Genomic DNA, 19,347 nt, shown 5'->3' on the forward strand with positions numbered 1-19,347 from the left:
CCATCGGCGCGTCCCCCTCCAACCGCGCCGGTGGCGGCCCCTGGGCGGTTACTGTGCACTCCCTTGACTGGCAGAAACTTCCCGGTTATTGGTGACCCTTTGGAAGTTTCCTTCAGCGGATCCCAGCGGATCACCTCCGGAAGGAGCGCACGTGCACGACACCGGCACGGGAAGCACGGGAAACACCGCACAGCCCTCCAGACGCACCGTCCTCGCCGCCACGGCCGGCGCCGCCGGCGCCCTCGCGGCCGCCGGGCCTTCGCACGCGGCCGACGCCCCCGACGACAAGCAACTCCGCGCCCGCGTCTCGCGCATGACGCTGGAGGAGAAGGTCGGCCAGCTCTTCGTGATGCGGGTGTACGGCCACTCCGCCACCGCCCCCGACCAGGCCGACGTCGACGCCAACCTGAAGGAGATCGGGGTCCGTACGGCCGCCGAACTCGTCGCGAAGTACCGGGTCGGCGGCATCATCTACTTCGCCTGGGCGCACAACACCCGCGAGCCGCACCAGATCGCGGATCTGTCCAACGGCATCCAGCGGGCCTCCCTGGACCTGCCGCGCGGACTGCCCGTGCTCATCTCCACCGACCAGGAGCACGGGATCGTCGCCCGGGTGGGCAGGCCCGCGACGCTCTTCCCGGGGGCCATGGCCGTCGGCGCGGGCGGGTCGCGGCCCGATGCCCGGACGCTGGGCCGGATCGCGGGGCGTGAGCTGCGGGCGATGGGCATCCGGCAGGACTACTCCCCCGTGGCCGACGTGAACGTCAACCCGGCCAACCCCGTCATCGGCGTACGGTCCTTCGGTGCCGACCCGCGGGCGGTGGCCGCGCTGGTGGCCGCCGAGGTCGCGGGATACCAGGGGTCCGGGGTGGCAGCGACCGCCAAGCACTTCCCCGGGCACGGGGACACCAACGTCGACAGCCACACCGGCTTCCCGACCATCACGCACAGCCGGGAGCTGTGGGAGAAGCTGGACGCACCGCCGTTCCGGGCGGCGATCGCCGCGGGCATCGACTCCATCATGACCGCGCACCTGATGGTCCCGGCCCTCGACGACTCCGGCGACCCGGCCACCCTCTCCCGCCCGATCCTCACCGGCATCCTGCGCGAACGGCTCGGCTACGACGGGGTCGTGGTGACGGACTCCCTCGGCATGGAGGGCGTGCGGACCAAGTACGGCGACGACCGGGTGCCGGTGCTCGCGCTGAAGGCGGGCGTGGACCAGCTCCTCAACCCGCCGGATCTGGACCTCGCCTGGCACGCGGTCCTGGAGGCCGTGCGCAGCGGCGAGCTGACCGAGGCGCGGCTCGACGAGTCGGTCCTGCGGATCCTGCGGCTGAAGGCGAAGCTGGGCCTGTTCCGTGCGCCGTACGTCAGTCAGGGCGGTGTCGACCGCGCCGTCGGCACCCGGGCGCACCTGGCGGCGGCCGACCGGATCGCCGAGCGGACCACCACCCTGCTCGTCAACGAGGGACGGCTGCTGCCGCTGTCCCGGCGGCGGCACCCCAAGGTGCTGGTGGTCGGAGCCGATCCGGCCTCGCCGTCGGGGACGACCGGACCGCCGACCGGGGTGCTGGCCGCCGCGCTGACCGGGCTCGGGTTCACCGCCACCGCCCTGTCGACCGGGACGGCCCCGTCCGCGGCGACCATCGCCCGGGCGGTCGCGGCGGCGCGGGACGCGGACGCGGTGGTGGCGGCGACGTACAACGTCACGGCGGGCAGCGGCCAGAGGGCGCTGGTCGAGCAGCTCGTGGCGACGGGGAGGCCGGTCGTGGCGGTGGCGATCCGCAATCCGTACGACGTGGCCCAGCTGCCCTTTGTCCCGGCGTGCCTCGCGGCGTACTCCTGGACCGACGTCGAACTGCGGGCCGCCGCACGGGTGATCGCGGGGCGGGTGGAGCCACGCGGCACGCTCCCGGTGCCGGTGCAGCGGGCGGATGATCCGGAGCAGGTGCTGTACCCGATCGGGTACGGGCTGACGTACTAGACGTACGCCATGGACCGGGCGCACCACCCCCAACGTGCGCAAACCGCCCCATGTGCCTGGCGTGCGCCCCTGCGCCGGGCCACGCTGGGCCAAGGCACTCGGGGGGACGGCAATGCGCGCAACAAGTTCGGCGGGGGTGGTGTGGGGGCTGCTGGTGCTGGTCGGTGCGCTGCTGACCGGGTGCCAGAGTCCCCCGTCGGGTGTCGCGGAGGACGGCCGGCTGGGCGGGCCCGCCTCGGGGACGGCCGCCGGCGGATCGCCGCCGGTGACCCGGCCGTCCGGGTACGGGGCGGTTTTCCTCGCGGTCGACGAGTGCAGTTCGTTCGGCACGACGAGCTTCACCGAGGTGCCGTGCGCCGGTGAGCGGGCGGCGGCCCGGGTCGTGGCGCGGCACGACGGCACGGTCCGGGACGGGCCGCGCTGCCCGGCGACCACGGACTTCGTGCTGCACATCAGCGAGCAGCGGCCCTCGTCCGACGAGGACGGCGACGGGGCGGTGCCGCAGGGGTACGCCTGCATGCGCAACCTCCAGCCGCCGCACCCGGGCGATCCGGGTGGCGGTGGCGGGCCGCGCACCATCGTCGGGGACTGCGTCTACAGCTCCGGCGACGGGCAGGTCCGCGAGACCGCGTGTGACGGGAAGGGCAGGCAGGAGCCGGAGTACAAGGTGACCGAGGCCGTCGCCAGGCGCGCCGACTGCCCCGTCTCGACCGCCCTGTACGTCCGGCTGGGCGGCGACCGGCCCGTGGGGTGCGCCCGGCCGCTGTGAACGGCGGCCGGGCGCGGCGGCTACGGGATCACGGACGCAGCGTCATCTCGCGCTGCACGTCCCGCTTGTCCAGCTTGGCGTCGAACTTCGCCAGCGGCTTGGCCGTCTGCGGGTCGGCCTGCACCGCGCTGGGGGCGACACCGGCCCAGTCGAGGATGCGGGCGGTGGCGAGCGCCTTCTGCTCGGGCACGAGGCTCGCGACGTTGGCGCCGTGGTTCATGCCGGGGGCGGTGAAGACGTAGGAGTCCTTCGCGCCCTTGCCGAGGCGGAACGGCTCCGCGCTCCACGGGTCGTTCTGGCCGTTCACGAAGAGCATGTGGCGGGCGTTGTGCCGGACCCAGGTGTCCACGTCCCGCATCGCCCACGGCTGGAACTTCATCGGGATGTCACGCGGGACGAAGTTCCGCGGCGGCTGGTAGCCGTAGCGGATGTACTGCTTCTCGATGTGCGGGAAGCCGATGGTCGGCGCGCCGAGCTGCGTGCCGGCCTGGTAGTAGTACGGCGTGTAGGTCGTCAGGCCCTGGTCGGCGTAGGCGGAGAAACCGGCGATCGTGTCGACGGAGTCCCAGATCTCGTCGTCGGTGGCGTTCTTCGCGTCGGCCGGGATCTGGTCGCAGTCCTTCAGCAGGCTGTACTGCCAGAAGCCCCACACGTAGTCGAGGACGGTCGCCTCGAAGGCCTTGTCCAGGCTGCCGATGGTGGTGAAGGTGAGGCCGTTGTCCTGCGCGTAGGCCGCGTACTTCTTCTCCAGCGGCTCGCGGCGCACCAGCGCCTCGCGCTGCACGCCGTTCAGCCGGTCGCGGCACTCCTTGGTCCCGACGCCCGCGAAGAAGCGGTCGTAGGCCGAGTCCTCCTTGTTGACGACGTCGTTGGGGGCGACGTAGGCGACGACGCCGTCCATGTCGCGCGGGTAGAAGCGCTCGTAGTAGGTGGCGGTCATGCCGCCCTTCGAGCCGCCCGTGGAGATCCACTTCTTGCCGTAGACGCCCTTCAGCGCCTTGAAGACCCGGTGCTGGTCGCTGGCGGCCTGCCAGATGTCCAGCTTGGACCAGTCGGCCGGGTCGGGGCGGGACGGGGTGAAGAAGCGGTACTCCAGGGAGACCTGGTTGCCGTCGACGATCTGGGTCGGCTCGCTGCGGCGGGGCGTCGTGGAGACGTTGTAGCCGCTGGTGAAGAAGACCGTCGGGCGGGAGACGTCCTTGTGCAGCACGGTGATGCGCTGCTGGAACGTGCCCTTCGACGGCCTGCGGTGGTCGACCGGCTGCGTGTAGTTCAGGACGAAGAAGCGGTAGCCGGTGTACGGCTTCTCCTCGACCAGGCTCATGCCCGGTATGGAGAGCAGCCTTTCCTTGATGTCAGTGGTGCTGTCGGTGCCGGTGGCCTCCGGCTCGGCGGCGGTGGCCGCTCCGGCCGTGCTCAACGTGCCTATGAGCACCGTGAGCGCCAGCAGCCATCTGAGCGCCTTGCGCATGCGCACTCCCCTGTGAGACAGATGTGCGCCGGAAGCTATAGGAACAACTCCCCCCAGCACCAGGGGACATGGGGATAACCCTCTATGCGCCGGGCGTCAGCACAGGATCCAGCCGGAGCTGACCGAGCCCTGCCCCACCCTGCCCTTCAGCCATACGCAGCGGCGTCCGGCGTGCACCATCACCGGGCCGGCGTGGTAGGCGAACCGGCCCTCGTCGACGACCGGGCGGCTGCCGCGCGCCTGCACGCTCACCGACATCTTCCGTTTCACGCCTGGCTTCTTGGTGACGGTCACGGCGCAGACGTAGCCGCCGCGCTTGTAGACGAGCACGGTTCCGGTGGAGAAGGGCAGGGTGCGGACCTTGCGGCCGGGACAGGAGGCGGAAGCGGCGGCCTGCGCCTCGCCCGGCGCCGCGACGGCCAGCAGGCCGGATGCGGTCAGCACGGCCAGGCCCAGCGCGAACCGCCGGCGTATCGCTCCACTGCCCACTGTCGTCCTCCCGTACCGCGTCGTCCGCGACCATCGGCGTACAGGTGTACGGACGCATGACGTATGTCGGACGGTTGCGCGAGCGTCACGAAAGCGCCGGTCGGCGGGGCTCACCGGGACGCGCCGACCGGCTCCTCCGGCTCCGCCGCGCCGATGAACGTCCGCCACAGCTCGGCGTACCGCCCGCCGCGCGCGAGCAGCTCCTCGTGCGTGCCGTCCTCGGCGACCCGGCCGTGGTCCATGACGACGACCCGGTCGGCGCGGGCGGCGGTGGTGAGGCGGTGGGCCACGACGAGGGTGGTGCGGCGGCCCGCCAGGCGGTCGGTGGCCTGGTTGACCTGCGCTTCCGTGGCGAGGTCCAGGGCGGCGGTCGCCTCGTCGAGGAGCAGGACGTCCGGGTCGACCAGTTCGGCACGGGCCAGCGCGATCAGCTGGCGTTGTCCGGCGGAGAGGTTGCGGCCGCGCTCGGCGACCTCGTGGAGGTAGCCGCCCTCCAGCGTGGCGATCATCTCGTGCGCCCCGACCGCGCGGGCCGCCGCCTCGACCTCGGCGTCGGTGGCGTCGGGGCGGCCGTAGGCGATGGCGTCGCGGACGGTGCCCTGGAAGAGGTACGCCTCCTGCGGGACGACCCCGAGACGGTGCCGGTACGAGGTGAGGTCCAGGGCGCGCAGGTCGGTGCCGTCGACGGTGACCCGGCCGCCGGTGGGGTCGTAGAAGCGGGCCACGAGCTTGACGAGGGTCGACTTGCCCGCGCCGGTCTCGCCGACGAACGCGACGGTCTGCCCGGCGGGGATGCGCAGGTCGACCCCGCCGAGGGCCTCTTCGTCGTCACCGTAGGCGAAGTGCACGTCCTCGAAGGCGATCTCACCGCGCAGGGACAGCACTTCGCGGGGTTCGTCGGCGGACTTCGTCGACGTCGGCTCCCGGAGCAGCTCCTGGATGCGGCCCAGCGAGACGGACGCCTGCTGGTAGCCGTCGAAGACCTGGGACAGCTGCTGCACGGGCGCGAAGAACAGGTCGATGTAGAGCAGGTACGCCACCAGCGAGCCGATCGCCAGTGTCCCGTCGTCGACCCGGGCCCCGCCGACGATCAGCACGGCCGCCGCCGCCACCGACGACAGGAACTGCACGAAGGGGAAGTACACGGAGATCAGCCACTGGCCCCGGATACGCGCCTGGCGGTAGCTGTCGCTGTGCCCGGCGAAGCGCCGCCCGCCGTCCCGCTCGCGACGGAAGGCCTGCACGATCCGCAGCCCGGACACCGACTCCTGGAGGTCGGCGTTGACCACCGACACGCGCTCGCGGGCCAGTTCGTACGCCTTCACGCTCGCCCGGCGGAAGAAGACCGTGGCGATGATCAGCGGCGGCAGTGTCGCGAAGACGACCAGCGCCAGCTCCACGTCGAGCACCAGCAGGGCGACCATGATGCCGAAGAAGGTGACGACCGAGACGAAGGCGGTGACCAGGCCCGTCTGGAGGAACGTCGACAGCGCGTCGACGTCGGTCGTCATCCGGGTCATGATCCGGCCGGTCAGCTCCCGCTCGTAGTAGTCGAGCCCGAGGCGCTGGAGCTGGGAGAAGATCTTCAGCCGCAGCGAGTACAGCACCCGCTCGCCGGTACGTCCCGTCATGCGGGTCTCGCCGACCTGGGCCGCCCACTGCACGGCCACCGTCAGCAGGGCGAGCAGCGACGCCGCCCACACGGCGCCGATCGCGACCTGGGTGACGCCCGAGTCGATGCCGTGCCGGATCATGATCGGCAGCAGCAGGCCCATGCCCGCGTCGACGGCGACCAGACCGAGGCTGACCAGCAGCGGCAGTCCGAAGCCGCGCAGCAGCCGGCGCAGGCCGTAGGACTCCTCCGGCCGCACGGCCCGGGACTCGTCGACGTCGGGGACGTCGGTGGCCGGCGGCAGCGCCTCCACCTGGGCGAGCAGCTCGGGCGTGGCCGGGCTCTCGGCGAGCGCGAGGTCCTTGCGCTCGCGGTCGCCGCTCCACAGTCGTGGGGTGACCCCGCGCTCGGCGTCGAACTCGGCGTCCAGCTCGTCCCGGACGGAGGTGTCCTCCTCGGGGCAGGCCGGCTGGGTGTGGCCCGGGGAGACCGCGCCCAGCTCGTCGGGGTCGGTGAGCAGGCGGCGGTAGAGGGCGGAGCGCTCCTGGAGTTCGTCGTGGGTGCCGATGTCGGCGAGGCGGCCGCCGTCCAGGACGGCGATGCGGTCGGCGAGGTTCAGGGTGGAGCGGCGGTGGGCGATCAGCAGGGTGGTGCGGCCCCGCATGACCTCCTTCAGGGCCTCGTGGATCTCGTGCTCGACCCGGGCGTCCACGGCGGAGGTGGCGTCGTCCAGGACCAGCAGGCGCGGGTCGGAGAGGATGGCGCGGGCGAGGGCGACGCGCTGGCGCTGGCCGCCGGAGAGGGTGAGGCCGTGCTCGCCGACGGTGGTGTCGTAGCCGTCGGGCAGCTCGCTGATGAACCGGTCGGCCTGGGCGGCGCGGGCGGCCTGTTCGATCTCCTCCTGGGTGGCGTCCGGGCGGCCGTAGGCGATGTTGTTGCGGACCGTGTCGGAGAAGAGGAAGGAGTCCTCCGGGACCAGTCCGATCGCGGCCCGCAGGGACTCCAGGGTCAGTTCGCGCACGTCGTGGCCGCCGACGAGGACGGCGCCGCGGGTGACGTCGTAGAAGCGCGGCAGCAGCAGGGAGACCGTGGACTTGCCGGAGCCGGAGGAGCCGACGACGGCGAGGGTCTCGCCGGGGCGGATCTCGAAGGAGAGCCCGTCGAGCACGGAGCGGTCGTCGCCGTAGCCGAAGGAGACGTCGTCGAACTCGACGGTCGCGGGGGCGTCGGCGGGCAGGTTCTTCGTGCCGTCGCTCAGGGACGGCTCGGTGTCGATCAGCTCCAGGACGCGTTCGGTGCCCGCGCGGGCCTGCTGGCCGACGGTGAGCACCATGGCGAGCATGCGGACCGGGCCGACGAGCTGGGCGAGGTAGGTGGAGAAGGCGACGAACGTGCCGAGGGTGATGTGCCCGCCCACCGCGAGCCAGCCGCCGAGCGCCAGCATCGCGACCTGGCCGAGGGCGGGGACGGCCTGGAGGGCCGGGGTGTAGACGGAGTTCAGGCGGATGGTGCGCAGCCGCCCGGCGAAGAGCCTGCGGCTGACGTCCCTGAGCTTGCCGGTCTCCTGCTCCTCCTGCCCGAAGCCCTTCACCACGCGGACACCGCTGACGGCGCCGTCGACCACGCCGGCGACGGCGGCGGCCTGGGCCTGGGCGTACCAGGTGGAGGGGTGCAGCCGGGTGCGGCTGCGCTTGGCGATCCACCACAGGGCGGGGGCGACGGCCAGGGCGACGAGGGTGAGCGGCAGCGACAGCGACGCCATGATCCCCAGGGAGATCAGGAACAGCAGGACGTTCCCGATGGTCATCGGGAGCATGAACAGCAGGCCCTGGATCAGCTGGAGGTCGCTGGTGGCCCGGCCGACGACCTGGCCGGTGGACAGCTCGTCCTGGCGGCGGCCGTCGAGCCGGGTGATCGTGCCGTACATCTCCGTCCGCAGGTCGTGCTGGACGTCGAGGGCGAGGCGGCCGCCGTAGTAGCGGCGGATGTAGGTGAGGACGTAGACGACCAGGGCGGCGGCTATCAGGAGGCCGGCCCAGGTGGTCATGGAGCGGGTGTGGTCGCTGATGACGTCGTCGATGATCACCTTGGTGATCAGCGGGACGAGGGCCATGACCGCCATGCCGGCCAGCGAGGAGCCGAGGGCGAGTACGACGTCCTTCGGGTGGCGCCATGCATAGGCCCACAGTCGTCGTGCCCATCCCCGTTGCGGTGTCACGCGGGTGCCCTCCGATCGTCCTGGTCTGCCGGAAGGCACCAACGCCGTGGGAGGCTGTTTTCATCCCGCGGCGTGACGAGCGTTACCCCGCCCCCACCCTGGACGATGGTTGATACTCGCCGGTATCTTAGTCTGAGCAAGCGCTTAGACAGCTGAGGTCCCTGGAGGTGGCGGCGTGCGCCGTACGGTGTTCAACGAGGATCACGAGGCGTTCCGGGAGACCCTGCGCGCCTTCATCGAGGCCGAGGTCGTACCGGTGTACGACGAGTGGTTCGCGGCGGGCCAGGCGCCCCGCGACTTCTACTACAAGCTCGGTGAGCTGGGCATCTTCGGGATCAACGTCCCCGAGGAGTTCGGCGGCGCCGGCCTTGAGAGCCACAAGTTCGAAGCCGTGCTCTACGAGGAGACCGCCCGCGCGGGCGTCCAGTTCGGCGGCTCCGGCGTGCACGTGCTGCTCGCCCTGCCCTACATCAAGATGCTCGCCACCGACGAGCAGAAGAAGCGCTACCTGCCGAAGTTCGTCACCGGCGAGGAGATGTGGGCCATCGCGATGACGGAGCCGGGCACCGGTTCCGACCTCGCGGGCATGAAGAGCACCGCCAAGCTGAGCGAGGACGGCACGCACTACGTCCTCAACGGCGCCAAGACCTTCATCACCGGCGGTGTGCACGCCGACCGCGTGATCGTCTGCGCCCGGACCGCCGCCCCGACCGCCGAGGACCGCCGTCACGGCATCTCCCTCTTCGCCGTCGACACCAAGTCCGAGGGCTACTCGGTCGGCCGCAAGCTCGACAAGCTCGGCCTGAAGACGTCCGACACCGCCGAGCTGGCGTTCGTCGACGTCAAGGTGCCCGTCGAGGACCTCCTCGGCGAGGAGAACAAGGGCTTCTACTACCTCGGCCACAACCTGGCCTCCGAGCGCTGGGGCATCGCCTTCGGCGCCTACGCGCAGGCCAAGGCCGCCGTGCGGTTCGCCAAGCAGTACGTGCAGGAGCGCACGGTCTTCGGCAAGCCGGTCGCCCACTTCCAGAACACCAAGTTCGAGCTGGCCGCCTGCCAGGCCGAGGTGGACGCGGCCGAGGCCGTCGCCGACCGCGCGACCGAAGCCCTGGACGCCGGTGAGCTCACGCCCGCCGAGGCCGCCTCCGCGAAGCTGTTCTGCACCGAGGTCGCCCACCGCGTCATCGACCGCTGCCTCCAGCTGCACGGCGGCTACGGCTACATGAACGAGTACCCGATCGCCCGCCTGTACGCGGACAACCGCGTCAACCGCATCTACGGCGGCACCAGCGAGATCATGAAGTCGATCATCGCGAAGGACATGGGGCTGTAAGGCCCCCGACACCGGCACGCGATCACTGGCCGGTACAACTACCACATGAGTCAGGCACTACAGGACCTCCTCGATCTGCTCGACCTGGAGCAGATCGAGGAGGACATCTTCCGTGGCCGGTCCCGGTCCGCCGTCGTCCCGCGGGTCTTCGGCGGGCAGGTCGCGGCCCAGGCGCTCGTCGCCGCCGGGCGCACGGTCCCCGAGGACCGTCCCGCGCACTCCCTCCACGCGTACTTCCTGCGCCCCGGCGACCCCGGCGCGCCCATCGTCTACACCGTGGACCGGATCCGCGACGGCCGTTCCTTCACCACCCGCCGGGTGGTCGCCGTCCAGCACGGCAAGCCGATCTTCCACCTCTCGGCGTCGTTCCAGCTGTACGAGGACGGGCTGGACCACCAGGAGCGCATGCCGGACGCGCCCGATCCCGCCACGCTGCCCACCGGTGAGGAGCGGCTGCGCGGATACGGCCATCTCGACCCGACGGTCGTGGAGAGGTTCCTCGAGGCCCGGGCCGCCGTCGATCTGCGCTACGTCGACGAGCCGCCGTACGGGAAGTTCGGCGAGCCGCGCGAGCCGCACTCCCAGGTGTGGTTCCGCACCAACGGCAAGCTAGCCGACGACCCGCTGCTGCACGTCGTCCTCGCCACCTACGTCTCCGACATGACGCTCCTCGACTCCGTGCTGCTCGCCCACGGGCGGGGCGGCTGGGCCGTCGGGGACGTCGTCGGGGCCTCCCTCGACCACGCGATGTGGTTCCACCGGCCGTTCCGCGCCGACGAGTGGCTGCTCTACGACCAGGAGTCCCCGTCCGCGTACGGCGGCCGGGGACTGGGGCAGGCTCGTATCTACACGCAGGACGGGCGGCTGGCCATCACGGTGATCCAGGAGGGCGTGGTCCGCGTCCCGCGCGAGCAGGGCACTAGCTGAGGCCGGCCTCCGCCAGCAGGTACGCCGTCATCGGGTCGTAGTGGCGCGGGCTGACCACGTGGTCGTCCAGGGGCACCGTCACCTGTACGGTGCCCTCGGCCTCGGCGAGGAAGAGGGCCGGGTCGTTGGAGTCGGCGTAGCCGACGGAGTCCACGCCGTGCTGTCCCGCGTAGCCCGCCCAGCCGTGGTCGGCGACGACCAGGTCGGGCAGCGGGCGGCCCTCGCGCTCCATGGCGGTCAGGATGGCCTTCATCGGCTCGCCCGAGTGGGTGTGCCACAGGGTGGCGCCGTGCTCCAGCACCGCGACGTCCGCGAACTGCATGACGTAGCCCTCCTCCGTCGTCAGCCCGTCCGGGATGACGACGATCTCGCAGCCCGCCGCGCGCAGGGCGGACGCGGTCGCGCGGTGCACGTCGAGCAGGCCGCCGGGGTGGCCGGTGGCGAAGAGGACCCGCTGCTGCCCGTCCGCGGCCTTGCGCAGCCGCCCGGCGAGCCGGTCCAGGGCCGCGACGGTCAGCTCCGGGTCAATGGTGTCCTGGCCGTACCGGTGCTCGGGGTCGTCGTTCACGCCGACCCGTTCCGCCATCACCGCGAGGACGTCCTGCTCGTCGCTCCAGCGGTCGCCGAGTTCCAGGCCGAGCCAGTAGTGGCGGTCGGCGTTCGCCAGCTTGCGGTAGTGGGAGAGGTTGTTCTCGCGGGGGGTGGCGACGTCGCCCGCGATGCGCGTCCTGACGAGGTGGTCGACGAGTTCGGCGCGGCTGGGTGTCCCGGGTATCGGCATGGCTCCCATTGTGAGGCAGCCGACTGTGGGCGGCCCTGGCGTATCGCACGCTGGGATGTGCGTCACGTACTCAGCGGGACCCCGGTCACCTACTCAGATCTGCCGCAGCGCGAACCAGAGTTCCATGCGGACGTCCGGGTCGTCGAGGTCGGTCTCCAGCAGGGCCGCGCACCGGGCGATGCGCTGCCGCACGGTGTTGCGGTGCACGGACAGGGCGACGGCCGTGCGGTCCCAGCTGCCGTGCAGGGACAGCCAGGTGCGCAGGGTCTCGGGGAGCGCGGGACGGTCCGTGACGGGCGCGAGCAGGGTGCGGGCGTGGGCCGCCGCCTCGCCGGGCGGGACCAGGTCGGCGAGGGCGGGGCGCGGGCCGTGCCGCAGCAGCGGGGCGCGGGTGGCGCGGGCCCGGGCCAGGGCACGGGCCGCCTGGGTGTCGGCGGCGGGCCAGTCCTCCGGGGCGACGGCGGCACTGACCCCCAGCGTCCAGCCGGGCAGCGGGTCCGGTGCCCGGTCGGCCGGGACCAGGACCCGTACGACGTCGCCCACCGGGTCGACCAGGGCGGACCCGAGCGCGGCACCCAGCGCGGCGGCCGCGACGGCGTCGGGCACACCCTCCCCGTCCGGACGGGCGTGCACCACGACCCACCGCCGCCCGTCGCCGAGCAGCGGCGCGACATCCTCGGGCGCGGCCCCCAGCAGCAGCCGCACCAGCGCCGAGGAGCGGGCGGCACCGGTGCCGCTCTGCTGCTCCCCGGTGAGGAGGGACAGCAGCACGGCGGCGACGGACACGATGGTGTGATCCCCCGGCGCACGCCCCGGGGCAGCCACCCCGAGCACGAAGCCGCGCCCGGCACCGAGGGCGTAGGCGGCGAGGTGTGTGCCGGAGACGGTGTCGGTGGCGGAGGTGGGGTGGGGGCGGTTGGAGGGAGAGGGCGGCGGGGACGCGGCCTCCCCGTGCGCCGGCCGCACCACCCCCGCCAGCTCCGCCAGCGCGGAGGCGACCTCCTGCCCGGGCTCCCGGCCCGCCCTCGCGATCTCCGCCCCCTCCGGGCCGTACAGCACCGCCCGTCCCCCCAGCCGCTGTGCGAGCTGCCGGAGGACCGACGCGACCGGGTCGGGGCGGGAGGCTGCCGAGGCCAGGCTCTGCTGGGCCTCCGTCACGCGGCGGAGTTCGGCCAGGCGGGCCTGGGCCATCAGCTGCCAGACCGCGCGGGCCACGCCGGAGAAGGTGGTCTGCTCCGGCACCTCCAGCAGCGGCAGGCCGTACCTCTCGCACGCCTCGACCAGCGCCCTCGGCACCGTGTCGTGCACCGGCGCCACCCCGAAGCCGAGGGCCGCGCCGCCCGCCGCGACGATCCGGGCCACGTAGTCGTCGAAGTAGGTGCCGGATCCCGCCGCCTCGGGGATGTGCACACCGGCCGTGAGCAGCAGTTCCCCGCCCAGCAGATACGGATAGGGGTCCGCCATCTCCGAGGTGTGCACCCAGTGGACGACGGTGCCGGGGTCGTCCGGGCCGGCGATCCGGCGCAGGGCCAGGTCCTCGCGGGCCAGGAGAGCGGACAGCGGAACGGGGGGCGTAGGGGGAACCGTCGCATTCGGCATGTGTGCGTTCCCTCCGGCCAGCGCCGCTCCAGTGGATGAAACGTACACTTCGCAGTCGCTTTCCGGCCACCTAGGGTCAGTCCTCGTCAACCTCGTCCCCACCGAGCGAGTGTGCGAAGGAGGCCCCATGGCCGTCGACTACCTCGTGATCGTCGTCTACCTGGCCGGCATGCTCGCCATGGGCTGGTGGGGCATGCGCCGCGCCCGCTCCAAGAGCGAGTTCCTGGTGGCCGGCCGCCGCCTCGGCCCGGCCATGTACTCCGGCACCATGGCGGCGATCGTCCTCGGCGGCGCCTCCACCATCGGCGGTGTGGGGCTCGGCTACCAGTACGGCCTGTCCGGCGCCTGGATGGTCTTCACCATCGGCCTCGGCCTGCTCGCCCTCTCCGTCTTCTTCTCCGCCCGCATCGCCCGGCTGAAGGTCTACACCGTCTCCGAGATGCTCGACCTGCGCTACGGAGGCGGCCGGGCCGGCATCATCTCCGGCGTCGTCATGTGGGCCTACACCCTCATGCTCGCGGTGACCTCGACCATCGCCTACGCCACGATCTTCGACGTCCTGTTCGACATCAACCGCACCCTCGCGATCGTCCTCGGCGGCTCGATCGTCGTGGCGTACTCGACCCTCGGCGGGATGTGGTCGATCACCCTGACGGACATGGTGCAGTTCGTCGTGAAGACCATCGGCGTGCTCCTCCTGCTGCTGCCGATCGCCGTCGTGAAGGCGGGCGGATTCGGCGAGATGAAGGCCCAGCTGCCCACCGGATACTTCGACCCGCTCGGCATCGGCGGCGAGACGATCTTCACCTACGTGCTGATCTACACCTTCGGCATGCTCATCGGGCAGGACATCTGGCAGCGCGTGTTCACCGCCCGCAGCGACCGGACCGCCAAGTGGGGCGGGACCGTCGCCGGCACCTACTGCCTCGCGTACGCCCTCGCCGGTGCCGTCATCGGCACGGCGGCCAAGGTGCTGTACCCGAAGCTCGGCAGCGCGGACGACGCCTTCGCGACCATCGTGAAGGAGGAACTGCCCGTCGGAGTCCGGGGGCTGGTGCTGGCCGCCGCCCTGGCCGCCGTGATGTCGACCTCGTCCGGCGCGCTGATCGCCTGTGCCACCGTCGCCAACAACGACATCTGGTCCCGGCTGCGGGGCGTCGTCAAGGCGCCCTCCACCGGACAGGATGAGCACGACGAGGTGCGGGACAACCGCGCCTTCATCCTGGTCATGGGCCTCGCGGTGATCGGCACGGCCATCGCGATCGACAACGTCGTGGAGGCGCTGACCGTCGCCTACAACCTCCTCGTCGGCGGGCTGCTCGTGCCGATCCTCGGCGGGCTGGTGTGGAAGCGGGGCACGGTGTACGGCGCCCTGGCCTCCGTCGTGGTCGGCGGACTCGCGGTCATCGTGCTGATGGCGACGCACGGCATCCTCGCCAACGAGCCCGTCTACTACGGCCTGCTCGCCTCGCTCGCCGCCTATCTGGCCGTCTCCCTGGCCACCCCCGCCACCGACGCCGCCGTCCTCGCCGAGTGGCGCGAGCGGCTCGCCGGACGGTCCCCCGAACTCCCGTCCGAACCGGCCCCGGCTCCCCAGTAGAGTCGTAGGGCAGGCAGTACATAGCAGCACACAGCAGTACATACGCGATGAAGCGTAGGAGAGAAGGCATTTCCTCATGAGCAGCAACGAGACCCCCCGCGGACCCGTCGATTCCTCCCGCGTTCCGCGGTACGCGGGCCCCGCGACCTTCGCCCGGCTGCCCCGGCTCGACGAGGTCGGCGGACGGGCCGATGTCGCCGTGGTGGGCGTGCCGTTCGACTCGGGGGTCTCGTACCGGCCGGGCGCCCGCTTCGGCGGCAACGCGATCCGCGAGGCGTCCCGGCTGCTGCGCCCGTACAACCCGGCGCAGGACGCCTCCCCGTTCGCCCTCGCCCAGGTCGCGGACGGCGGCGACATCGCCGTCAACCCGTTCAACATCAACGAGGCCGTCGAGACCGTCGAGGCCGCCGCGGACGACCTGCTCGGGACGGGCGCCCGGCTGATGACCCTCGGCGGCGACCACACCATCGCGCTGCCCCTGCTGCGGTCGGTGGCGAAGAAGCACGGCCCGGTCGCCCTGCTGCACTTCGACGCCCACCTCGACACCTGGGACACGTACTTCGGCGCGGAGTACACGCACGGCACCCCGTTCCGCCGTGCGGTCGAGGAGGGCATCCTCGACACCTCCGCCCTGTCCCACGTGGGCACCCGCGGCCCGCTCTACGGCAAGCAGGACCTGACCGACGACGAGAAGATGGGCTTCGGCATCGTCACCTCGGCGGACGTCTACCGGCGCGGCGCCGACGAGGTCGCCGACCAGCTCCGCCAGCGCATCGGCGACCGGCCGCTGTACATCTCCATCGACATCGACTGCCTCGACCCGGCCCACGCGCCCGGCACGGGCACGCCGGAGGCCGGCGGCATGACCTCGCGGGAGCTGCTGGAGATCCTGCGCGGGCTGGCGTCCTGCAACCTGGTCTCCGCGGACGTCGTCGAGGTGGCCCCCGCGTACGATCACGCGGAGATCACGTCGGTGGCCGCGTCCCACACGGCGTACGAACTGACCACGATCATGTCGCGCCAGATCGCCGCGGCCCGGAAGGACTCGGAAGCGCAGTGACTCACGACCACGACCTGGTGCTCCGCCCGACGCCCGCCCAGACGGAGGCCGCCCTGAACCCTCCCCCCGGCCGCACCGGCGGAGACCTGGTCGTGGAGACCCTGGCCGGGCTGGGCGCGACGACCGTCTTCGGACTGCCCGGCCAGCACGCGCTCGGCATGTTCGACGCGCTGCGCCGCTCCGACCTCAGGTACATCGGCCTGCGGGTGGAGAACAACGCCGGGTTCGCGGCGGACGCCTACGGACGGATCACGGGTGAGGCGGCGCCCCTGCTGTTGTCGACGGGGCCGGGAGCGCTGACCTCGCTGGCGGCGCTCCAGGAGGCGGCCGCGGCCAGCGCCCCGGTCCTGGCGATCAGCAGCCAGGTCCCGACGGCGGGGCTCGGCGGCGGCCGGCACGGCTATCTGCACGAACTGCCCGACCAGGCGGCCTCGTTCCGGGGCGTGGTGAAGTCGGTCCACACCGTCCGCACCCAGTCGCAGATCCCGTCCGCCATCGAGGCGGCCTGGAAGTCCGCGCTGAGCGCCCCGCACGGGCCGGTGTGGGTGGAGATCCCGCAGGACGTGCTGCTCGCGCGCACGGCGATCCCGGTGGTGACCGGCGGCGACGCCTTCCCGGAGGAGCTGCCGCCGCGCCCCGAACTGACCGCCGTGGCCGCCGACCTGCTGTCGAAGGCGGACCGCCCGGCGATCATCGCGGGCGGCGGGGTGATCCGGGCGGACGCGTCGAAGAAGCTGCGTCAGCTGGCCGAGACGCTTCAGGCGCCGGTCGTCACGACACCGGGCGGCAAGGGCGCGTTCCCCTGGACGCACCCCCTGTCGCTCCAGTCCTGGATCGAGGACCGCCACACCACCGACTTCCTTCAGGACGCGGACGTACTCCTCGTCGTCGGCTCGGGACTGGGCGAACTCTCCTCGAACTACCACACGTTCAAGCCGCGCGGCCGGGTCATCCAGATCGAGGCCGACCTCGGCAAGCTGGAGTCCAACCACCCGGCCCTGGGCATCCACGCCGACGCCCGCCTCGCGTTGCAGGCGCTGCTGGAGACGGTCTCCGAGCGGCAGGACCCGACGGCGCCGGAGCGCGTCCGCGCGACTCTCTCGAAGGTCGCCGAACGCATCAGCGCCCAGGAACTCACCCTGGAACAGGAGGTGTTGGCGTCGGTGCGGAAGGCCCTTCCCGCCGACTCCCCGTCCTTCTGGGACATGACGATCCTCGCGTACTGGGCCTGGTCGGCCTTCGACGCCAAGGGCCCCAACCACATGCACTCCGCCCAGGGCGCGGGCGGCCTCGGCTACGCCTTCCCCGCGGCACTCGGCGCGGCGGTGGCCGACCCGACCCGGCCGGTCCTCGCCGTCTCCGGCGACGGCGGCGCCCTGTACTCGATCGCCGAGCTGGCGACGGCCCGCCAGTACGGCCTGAACGTCACCTGGCTGATCATCGACGACGGCGGCTACGGCATCCTCCGCGAGTACATGACCGACGCGTTCGGCGAGGCGAGCGCGACGGAACTGACCCGGCCGGACTACGTGGCACTGGCGGAGTCCTTCGGCGTCCCCGGGGTCCGTACGACCCCGGAGAACCTGGAGCAGGACCTCGCGAAGCAACTCGCGTCGCCGGGGCCCTCGGTGGTCCTGCTCCCGGCCGTGCTGCGGATGTTCGCGCCGACGCACCTGGACTGAGCGCCGGCCGTCCGCTGCGGGGGCCGTTTCCTACAGGCCGTCGCGGACCATCGCGGCGACGATGTGGACGTGGCGGTCGGCGGCCGTGTTCGACCACTCGTTGTCGTAGTTCAGGCCGTAGGGCCAGAAGTGGCCGCCGCCGGTGGAGATCTTCGCGCCGGAGCCGTCGTACTGCTTGACCAGCGCGGTCGCCTGCCCGCCGGTCCAGGTGCCGCTGCCGCCGAGGCGGGACCAGCCCGAGCTGGTGCCCACGCCGATGGTGTGGGCGATCTCGTGCAGGGCCGTCCGCTCGTTCATGTAGCTGCGGTTGCTGCCGAAGCGGATGGTCCCGTTGATGTTGCCGTCGGCGGTGGGGACGCCCGGCTCGTAGCGGACGGTGATGGTCTTCCCCAGGTCGCTGAGGTTGTTGTAGCGGGCCACCGCCGCGTTCATGGCCCGGGTGATGGCGTCGTAGGCGGTGCGCTGGTCCTCGGTGGGGTTGCTCGCCCGTACGAGGGACCAGGTGATGGTGGCCGCGGCGGCGCGTTCGCGGGCGGGGGCGGATTGCGGCGCGGTCTGGGGGGTGGCGGCCTGGGCGATGCCCGGGCCGGTCAGGAGTGCGGCCGTCAGGGCGGCTATGAGGGCCTTGCGTGGGCTCATTGAGGATCCTCCAGTGGGGGGCCGTCGAAAGCTCGCGAAACTTCGTACGACGTTCGGGATCTCGGACAGCGGAGACCAAATCTCGTCACTGGTACGGGAGTTGACGCGCTGTCGACCGCAAGTATCCCGGCGGGAAGGGCGGCGTCAAGAGTTTCAGCAGGGGCCAGTGGAACGGCCCTGGTTTGTGGCCGCTGTGACGAAGATGTGAAGCCGCCCGAGCGCCGGGTAACAACTCGCACAAGTCTTCGCCAATCGCTACAACCTTTGCCCCCTCCTGTTGAGTCATGGGGTGCATGACTTCTGGGATATCCCGCCGCGCGAGAGTGCTGGCGGCGGCCGTGGGTACGGGTGTGCTCGTGCCGCTCGTCGCCGCCGCCACGCCCGCAGCCGCCGCCACTGCGGCCGTGACCTGTACGTCCGCCAAGGCCGGGCTGGCCGCCAAACTGCAGAAGGACATCACCGCCGCGCTCGCCACCCGCAAGGGCACCGTCGCCGTCGGCCTCTACGACCGCAGCACCAACACGAACTGCACTCTGCGCGCGAGTTCCGCCTACGACTCGGCCAGCGTCGTCAAGGTCACCGTCCTCGCCACGCTGCTGTGGGACGCCAAGAAGCACAACCGGTATCTCACCGACCGCGAGGCCACCTTCGCCAAGGCCATGATCACCAAGTCCGACAACGCCGCCACCTCCACCCTGTGGAAGCAGCTCGGCATGACGAAGATCAAGGGCTTCCTCGCCGCGGCCGGCATGACCCAGACCAAGCCCGGCGCGAACGGCTACTGGGGCCTGACGCAGATCACCGTCACCGACGAACAGAAACTGCTGAAGCTCGTCACCGCCAAGAACGCGGTCCTGAGCGACAACTCCCGTGCCTACATCCTCAAGTTGATGGGGCAGGTCGTCTCGTCACAGCGCTGGGGCACACCGTACGGAGTGCCGTCCGGCGTCACCGTGGCCGTGAAGAACGGCTGGCTGCAACGCTCCACGTACGGCTGGCGGGTGCACAGCGTCGGCGCGTTCAAGGGCGGCGGCCACGACTACATGATGACCGTGCTCACCCACGGCAACAGCACCATGAACTACGGCATCGCGACCATCCAGGCGGTGGCCAAGGTCATCCACAGGGACCTGGCCGCGAGCTGACCGTTCATCACGCGTCCTACCCGGCGCCACCGCCC

General features: G+C 71.7%; 14 protein-coding genes. 8 read left to right on the forward strand and 6 right to left on the reverse strand.

Annotated features, from left to right (window positions below):
- The first annotated feature begins 151 nt into the window (after nucleotides 1–151).
- Nucleotides 152–1,987, forward strand: coding sequence for a glycoside hydrolase family 3 protein (locus tag ACH4G3_RS09265; RefSeq protein ID WP_397623885.1), 1,836 nt, complete (start codon nucleotides 152–154; stop codon nucleotides 1,985–1,987).
- A 112-nt stretch (nucleotides 1,988–2,099) separates the two neighbouring features.
- Nucleotides 2,100–2,756: a hypothetical protein gene (locus ACH4G3_RS09270; protein WP_397623886.1), complete on the forward strand. Its 657-nt coding sequence runs from the start codon at nucleotides 2,100–2,102 to the stop codon at nucleotides 2,754–2,756.
- Between the two features lie 28 nt (nucleotides 2,757–2,784).
- On the opposite strand, the gene ACH4G3_RS09275 is transcribed toward ACH4G3_RS09270, so the two are convergent.
- The 3 genes from ACH4G3_RS09275 to ACH4G3_RS09285 all read right to left on the reverse strand — a co-directional run bounded on the left by ACH4G3_RS09275 (nucleotide 2,785) and on the right by ACH4G3_RS09285 (nucleotide 8,546).
- Nucleotides 2,785–4,227: a S28 family serine protease gene (locus ACH4G3_RS09275; protein WP_397623887.1), complete on the reverse strand. Its 1,443-nt coding sequence runs from the start codon at nucleotides 4,225–4,227 to the stop codon at nucleotides 2,785–2,787.
- A gap of 96 nt (nucleotides 4,228–4,323) precedes the next feature.
- A complete protein-coding gene (locus ACH4G3_RS09280) occupies nucleotides 4,324–4,716 on the reverse strand; it encodes a hypothetical protein (protein WP_397623888.1) in 393 nt (130 codons plus the stop codon).
- A 110-nt stretch (nucleotides 4,717–4,826) separates the two neighbouring features.
- On the reverse strand, nucleotides 4,827–8,546 hold the full coding sequence (locus tag ACH4G3_RS09285; RefSeq protein WP_397623889.1) for an ABC transporter ATP-binding protein: 3,720 nt from the start codon (nucleotides 8,544–8,546) through the stop codon (nucleotides 4,827–4,829).
- A 175-nt stretch (nucleotides 8,547–8,721) separates the two neighbouring features.
- Here ACH4G3_RS09285 and ACH4G3_RS09290 point away from each other — a divergent pair, with 175 nt between their 5' ends.
- Both ACH4G3_RS09290 and ACH4G3_RS09295 read left to right on the forward strand, forming a co-directional pair.
- Nucleotides 8,722–9,879 (forward strand): acyl-CoA dehydrogenase family protein, encoded by a 1,158-nt coding sequence (locus ACH4G3_RS09290; RefSeq protein ID WP_274816526.1) that lies wholly within the window; start codon nucleotides 8,722–8,724, stop codon nucleotides 9,877–9,879.
- 45 nt (nucleotides 9,880–9,924) lie between these two features.
- Complete coding sequence (locus ACH4G3_RS09295; RefSeq protein ID WP_397623890.1) at nucleotides 9,925–10,806, forward strand: acyl-CoA thioesterase; 882 nt, start codon at nucleotides 9,925–9,927, stop codon at nucleotides 10,804–10,806.
- On the opposite strand, the gene ACH4G3_RS09300 is transcribed toward ACH4G3_RS09295, so the two are convergent.
- Together ACH4G3_RS09300 and ACH4G3_RS09305 are read right to left on the reverse strand one after the other, a co-directional pair.
- Nucleotides 10,799–11,587, reverse strand: coding sequence for a phosphatase (locus ACH4G3_RS09300; RefSeq protein WP_397623891.1), 789 nt, complete (start codon nucleotides 11,585–11,587; stop codon nucleotides 10,799–10,801). The two genes, ACH4G3_RS09295 and ACH4G3_RS09300, sit on opposite strands and share 8 nt — an antisense overlap.
- A 93-nt stretch (nucleotides 11,588–11,680) precedes the next feature.
- On the reverse strand, nucleotides 11,681–13,186 hold the full coding sequence (locus tag ACH4G3_RS09305; protein ID WP_397623892.1) for a PucR family transcriptional regulator: 1,506 nt from the start codon (nucleotides 13,184–13,186) through the stop codon (nucleotides 11,681–11,683).
- Nucleotides 13,187–13,313: 127 nt separating this feature from the next.
- Here ACH4G3_RS09305 and ACH4G3_RS09310 point away from each other — a divergent pair, with 127 nt between their 5' ends.
- The 3 genes from ACH4G3_RS09310 to ACH4G3_RS09320 all read left to right on the forward strand — a co-directional run bounded on the left by ACH4G3_RS09310 (nucleotide 13,314) and on the right by ACH4G3_RS09320 (nucleotide 17,528).
- Nucleotides 13,314–14,786, forward strand: coding sequence for a sodium:solute symporter family protein (locus ACH4G3_RS09310; RefSeq protein WP_397623893.1), 1,473 nt, complete (start codon nucleotides 13,314–13,316; stop codon nucleotides 14,784–14,786).
- 76 nt (nucleotides 14,787–14,862) lie between these two features.
- Nucleotides 14,863–15,846, forward strand: a complete 984-nt coding sequence (gene speB, locus ACH4G3_RS09315) for an agmatinase (RefSeq protein ID WP_020273332.1) — start codon at nucleotides 14,863–14,865, stop codon at nucleotides 15,844–15,846.
- Complete coding sequence (locus tag ACH4G3_RS09320) at nucleotides 15,843–17,528, forward strand: thiamine pyrophosphate-binding protein (RefSeq protein ID WP_397623894.1); 1,686 nt, start codon at nucleotides 15,843–15,845, stop codon at nucleotides 17,526–17,528. The genes speB and ACH4G3_RS09320 overlap by 4 nt, the downstream gene beginning before the upstream one ends.
- A gap of 30 nt (nucleotides 17,529–17,558) precedes the next feature.
- Here the strand turns inward: ACH4G3_RS09320 and ACH4G3_RS09325 are convergent, their stop codons facing one another.
- Nucleotides 17,559–18,167, reverse strand: a complete 609-nt coding sequence (locus ACH4G3_RS09325) for a hypothetical protein (protein ID WP_397623895.1) — start codon at nucleotides 18,165–18,167, stop codon at nucleotides 17,559–17,561.
- Nucleotides 18,168–18,460: 293 nt separating this feature from the next.
- On the opposite strand from ACH4G3_RS09325, the gene ACH4G3_RS09330 reads away from it, so the two are divergent.
- A complete protein-coding gene (locus ACH4G3_RS09330) occupies nucleotides 18,461–19,312 on the forward strand; it encodes a serine hydrolase (protein ID WP_397623896.1) in 852 nt (283 codons plus the stop codon).
- The last annotated feature ends 35 nt before the right edge of the window (nucleotides 19,313–19,347 follow it).

This window comes from Streptomyces afghaniensis, assembly GCF_044327915.1.
GTDB classification, from domain to species: Bacteria; Actinomycetota; Actinomycetes; order Streptomycetales; family Streptomycetaceae; genus Streptomyces; species Streptomyces afghaniensis.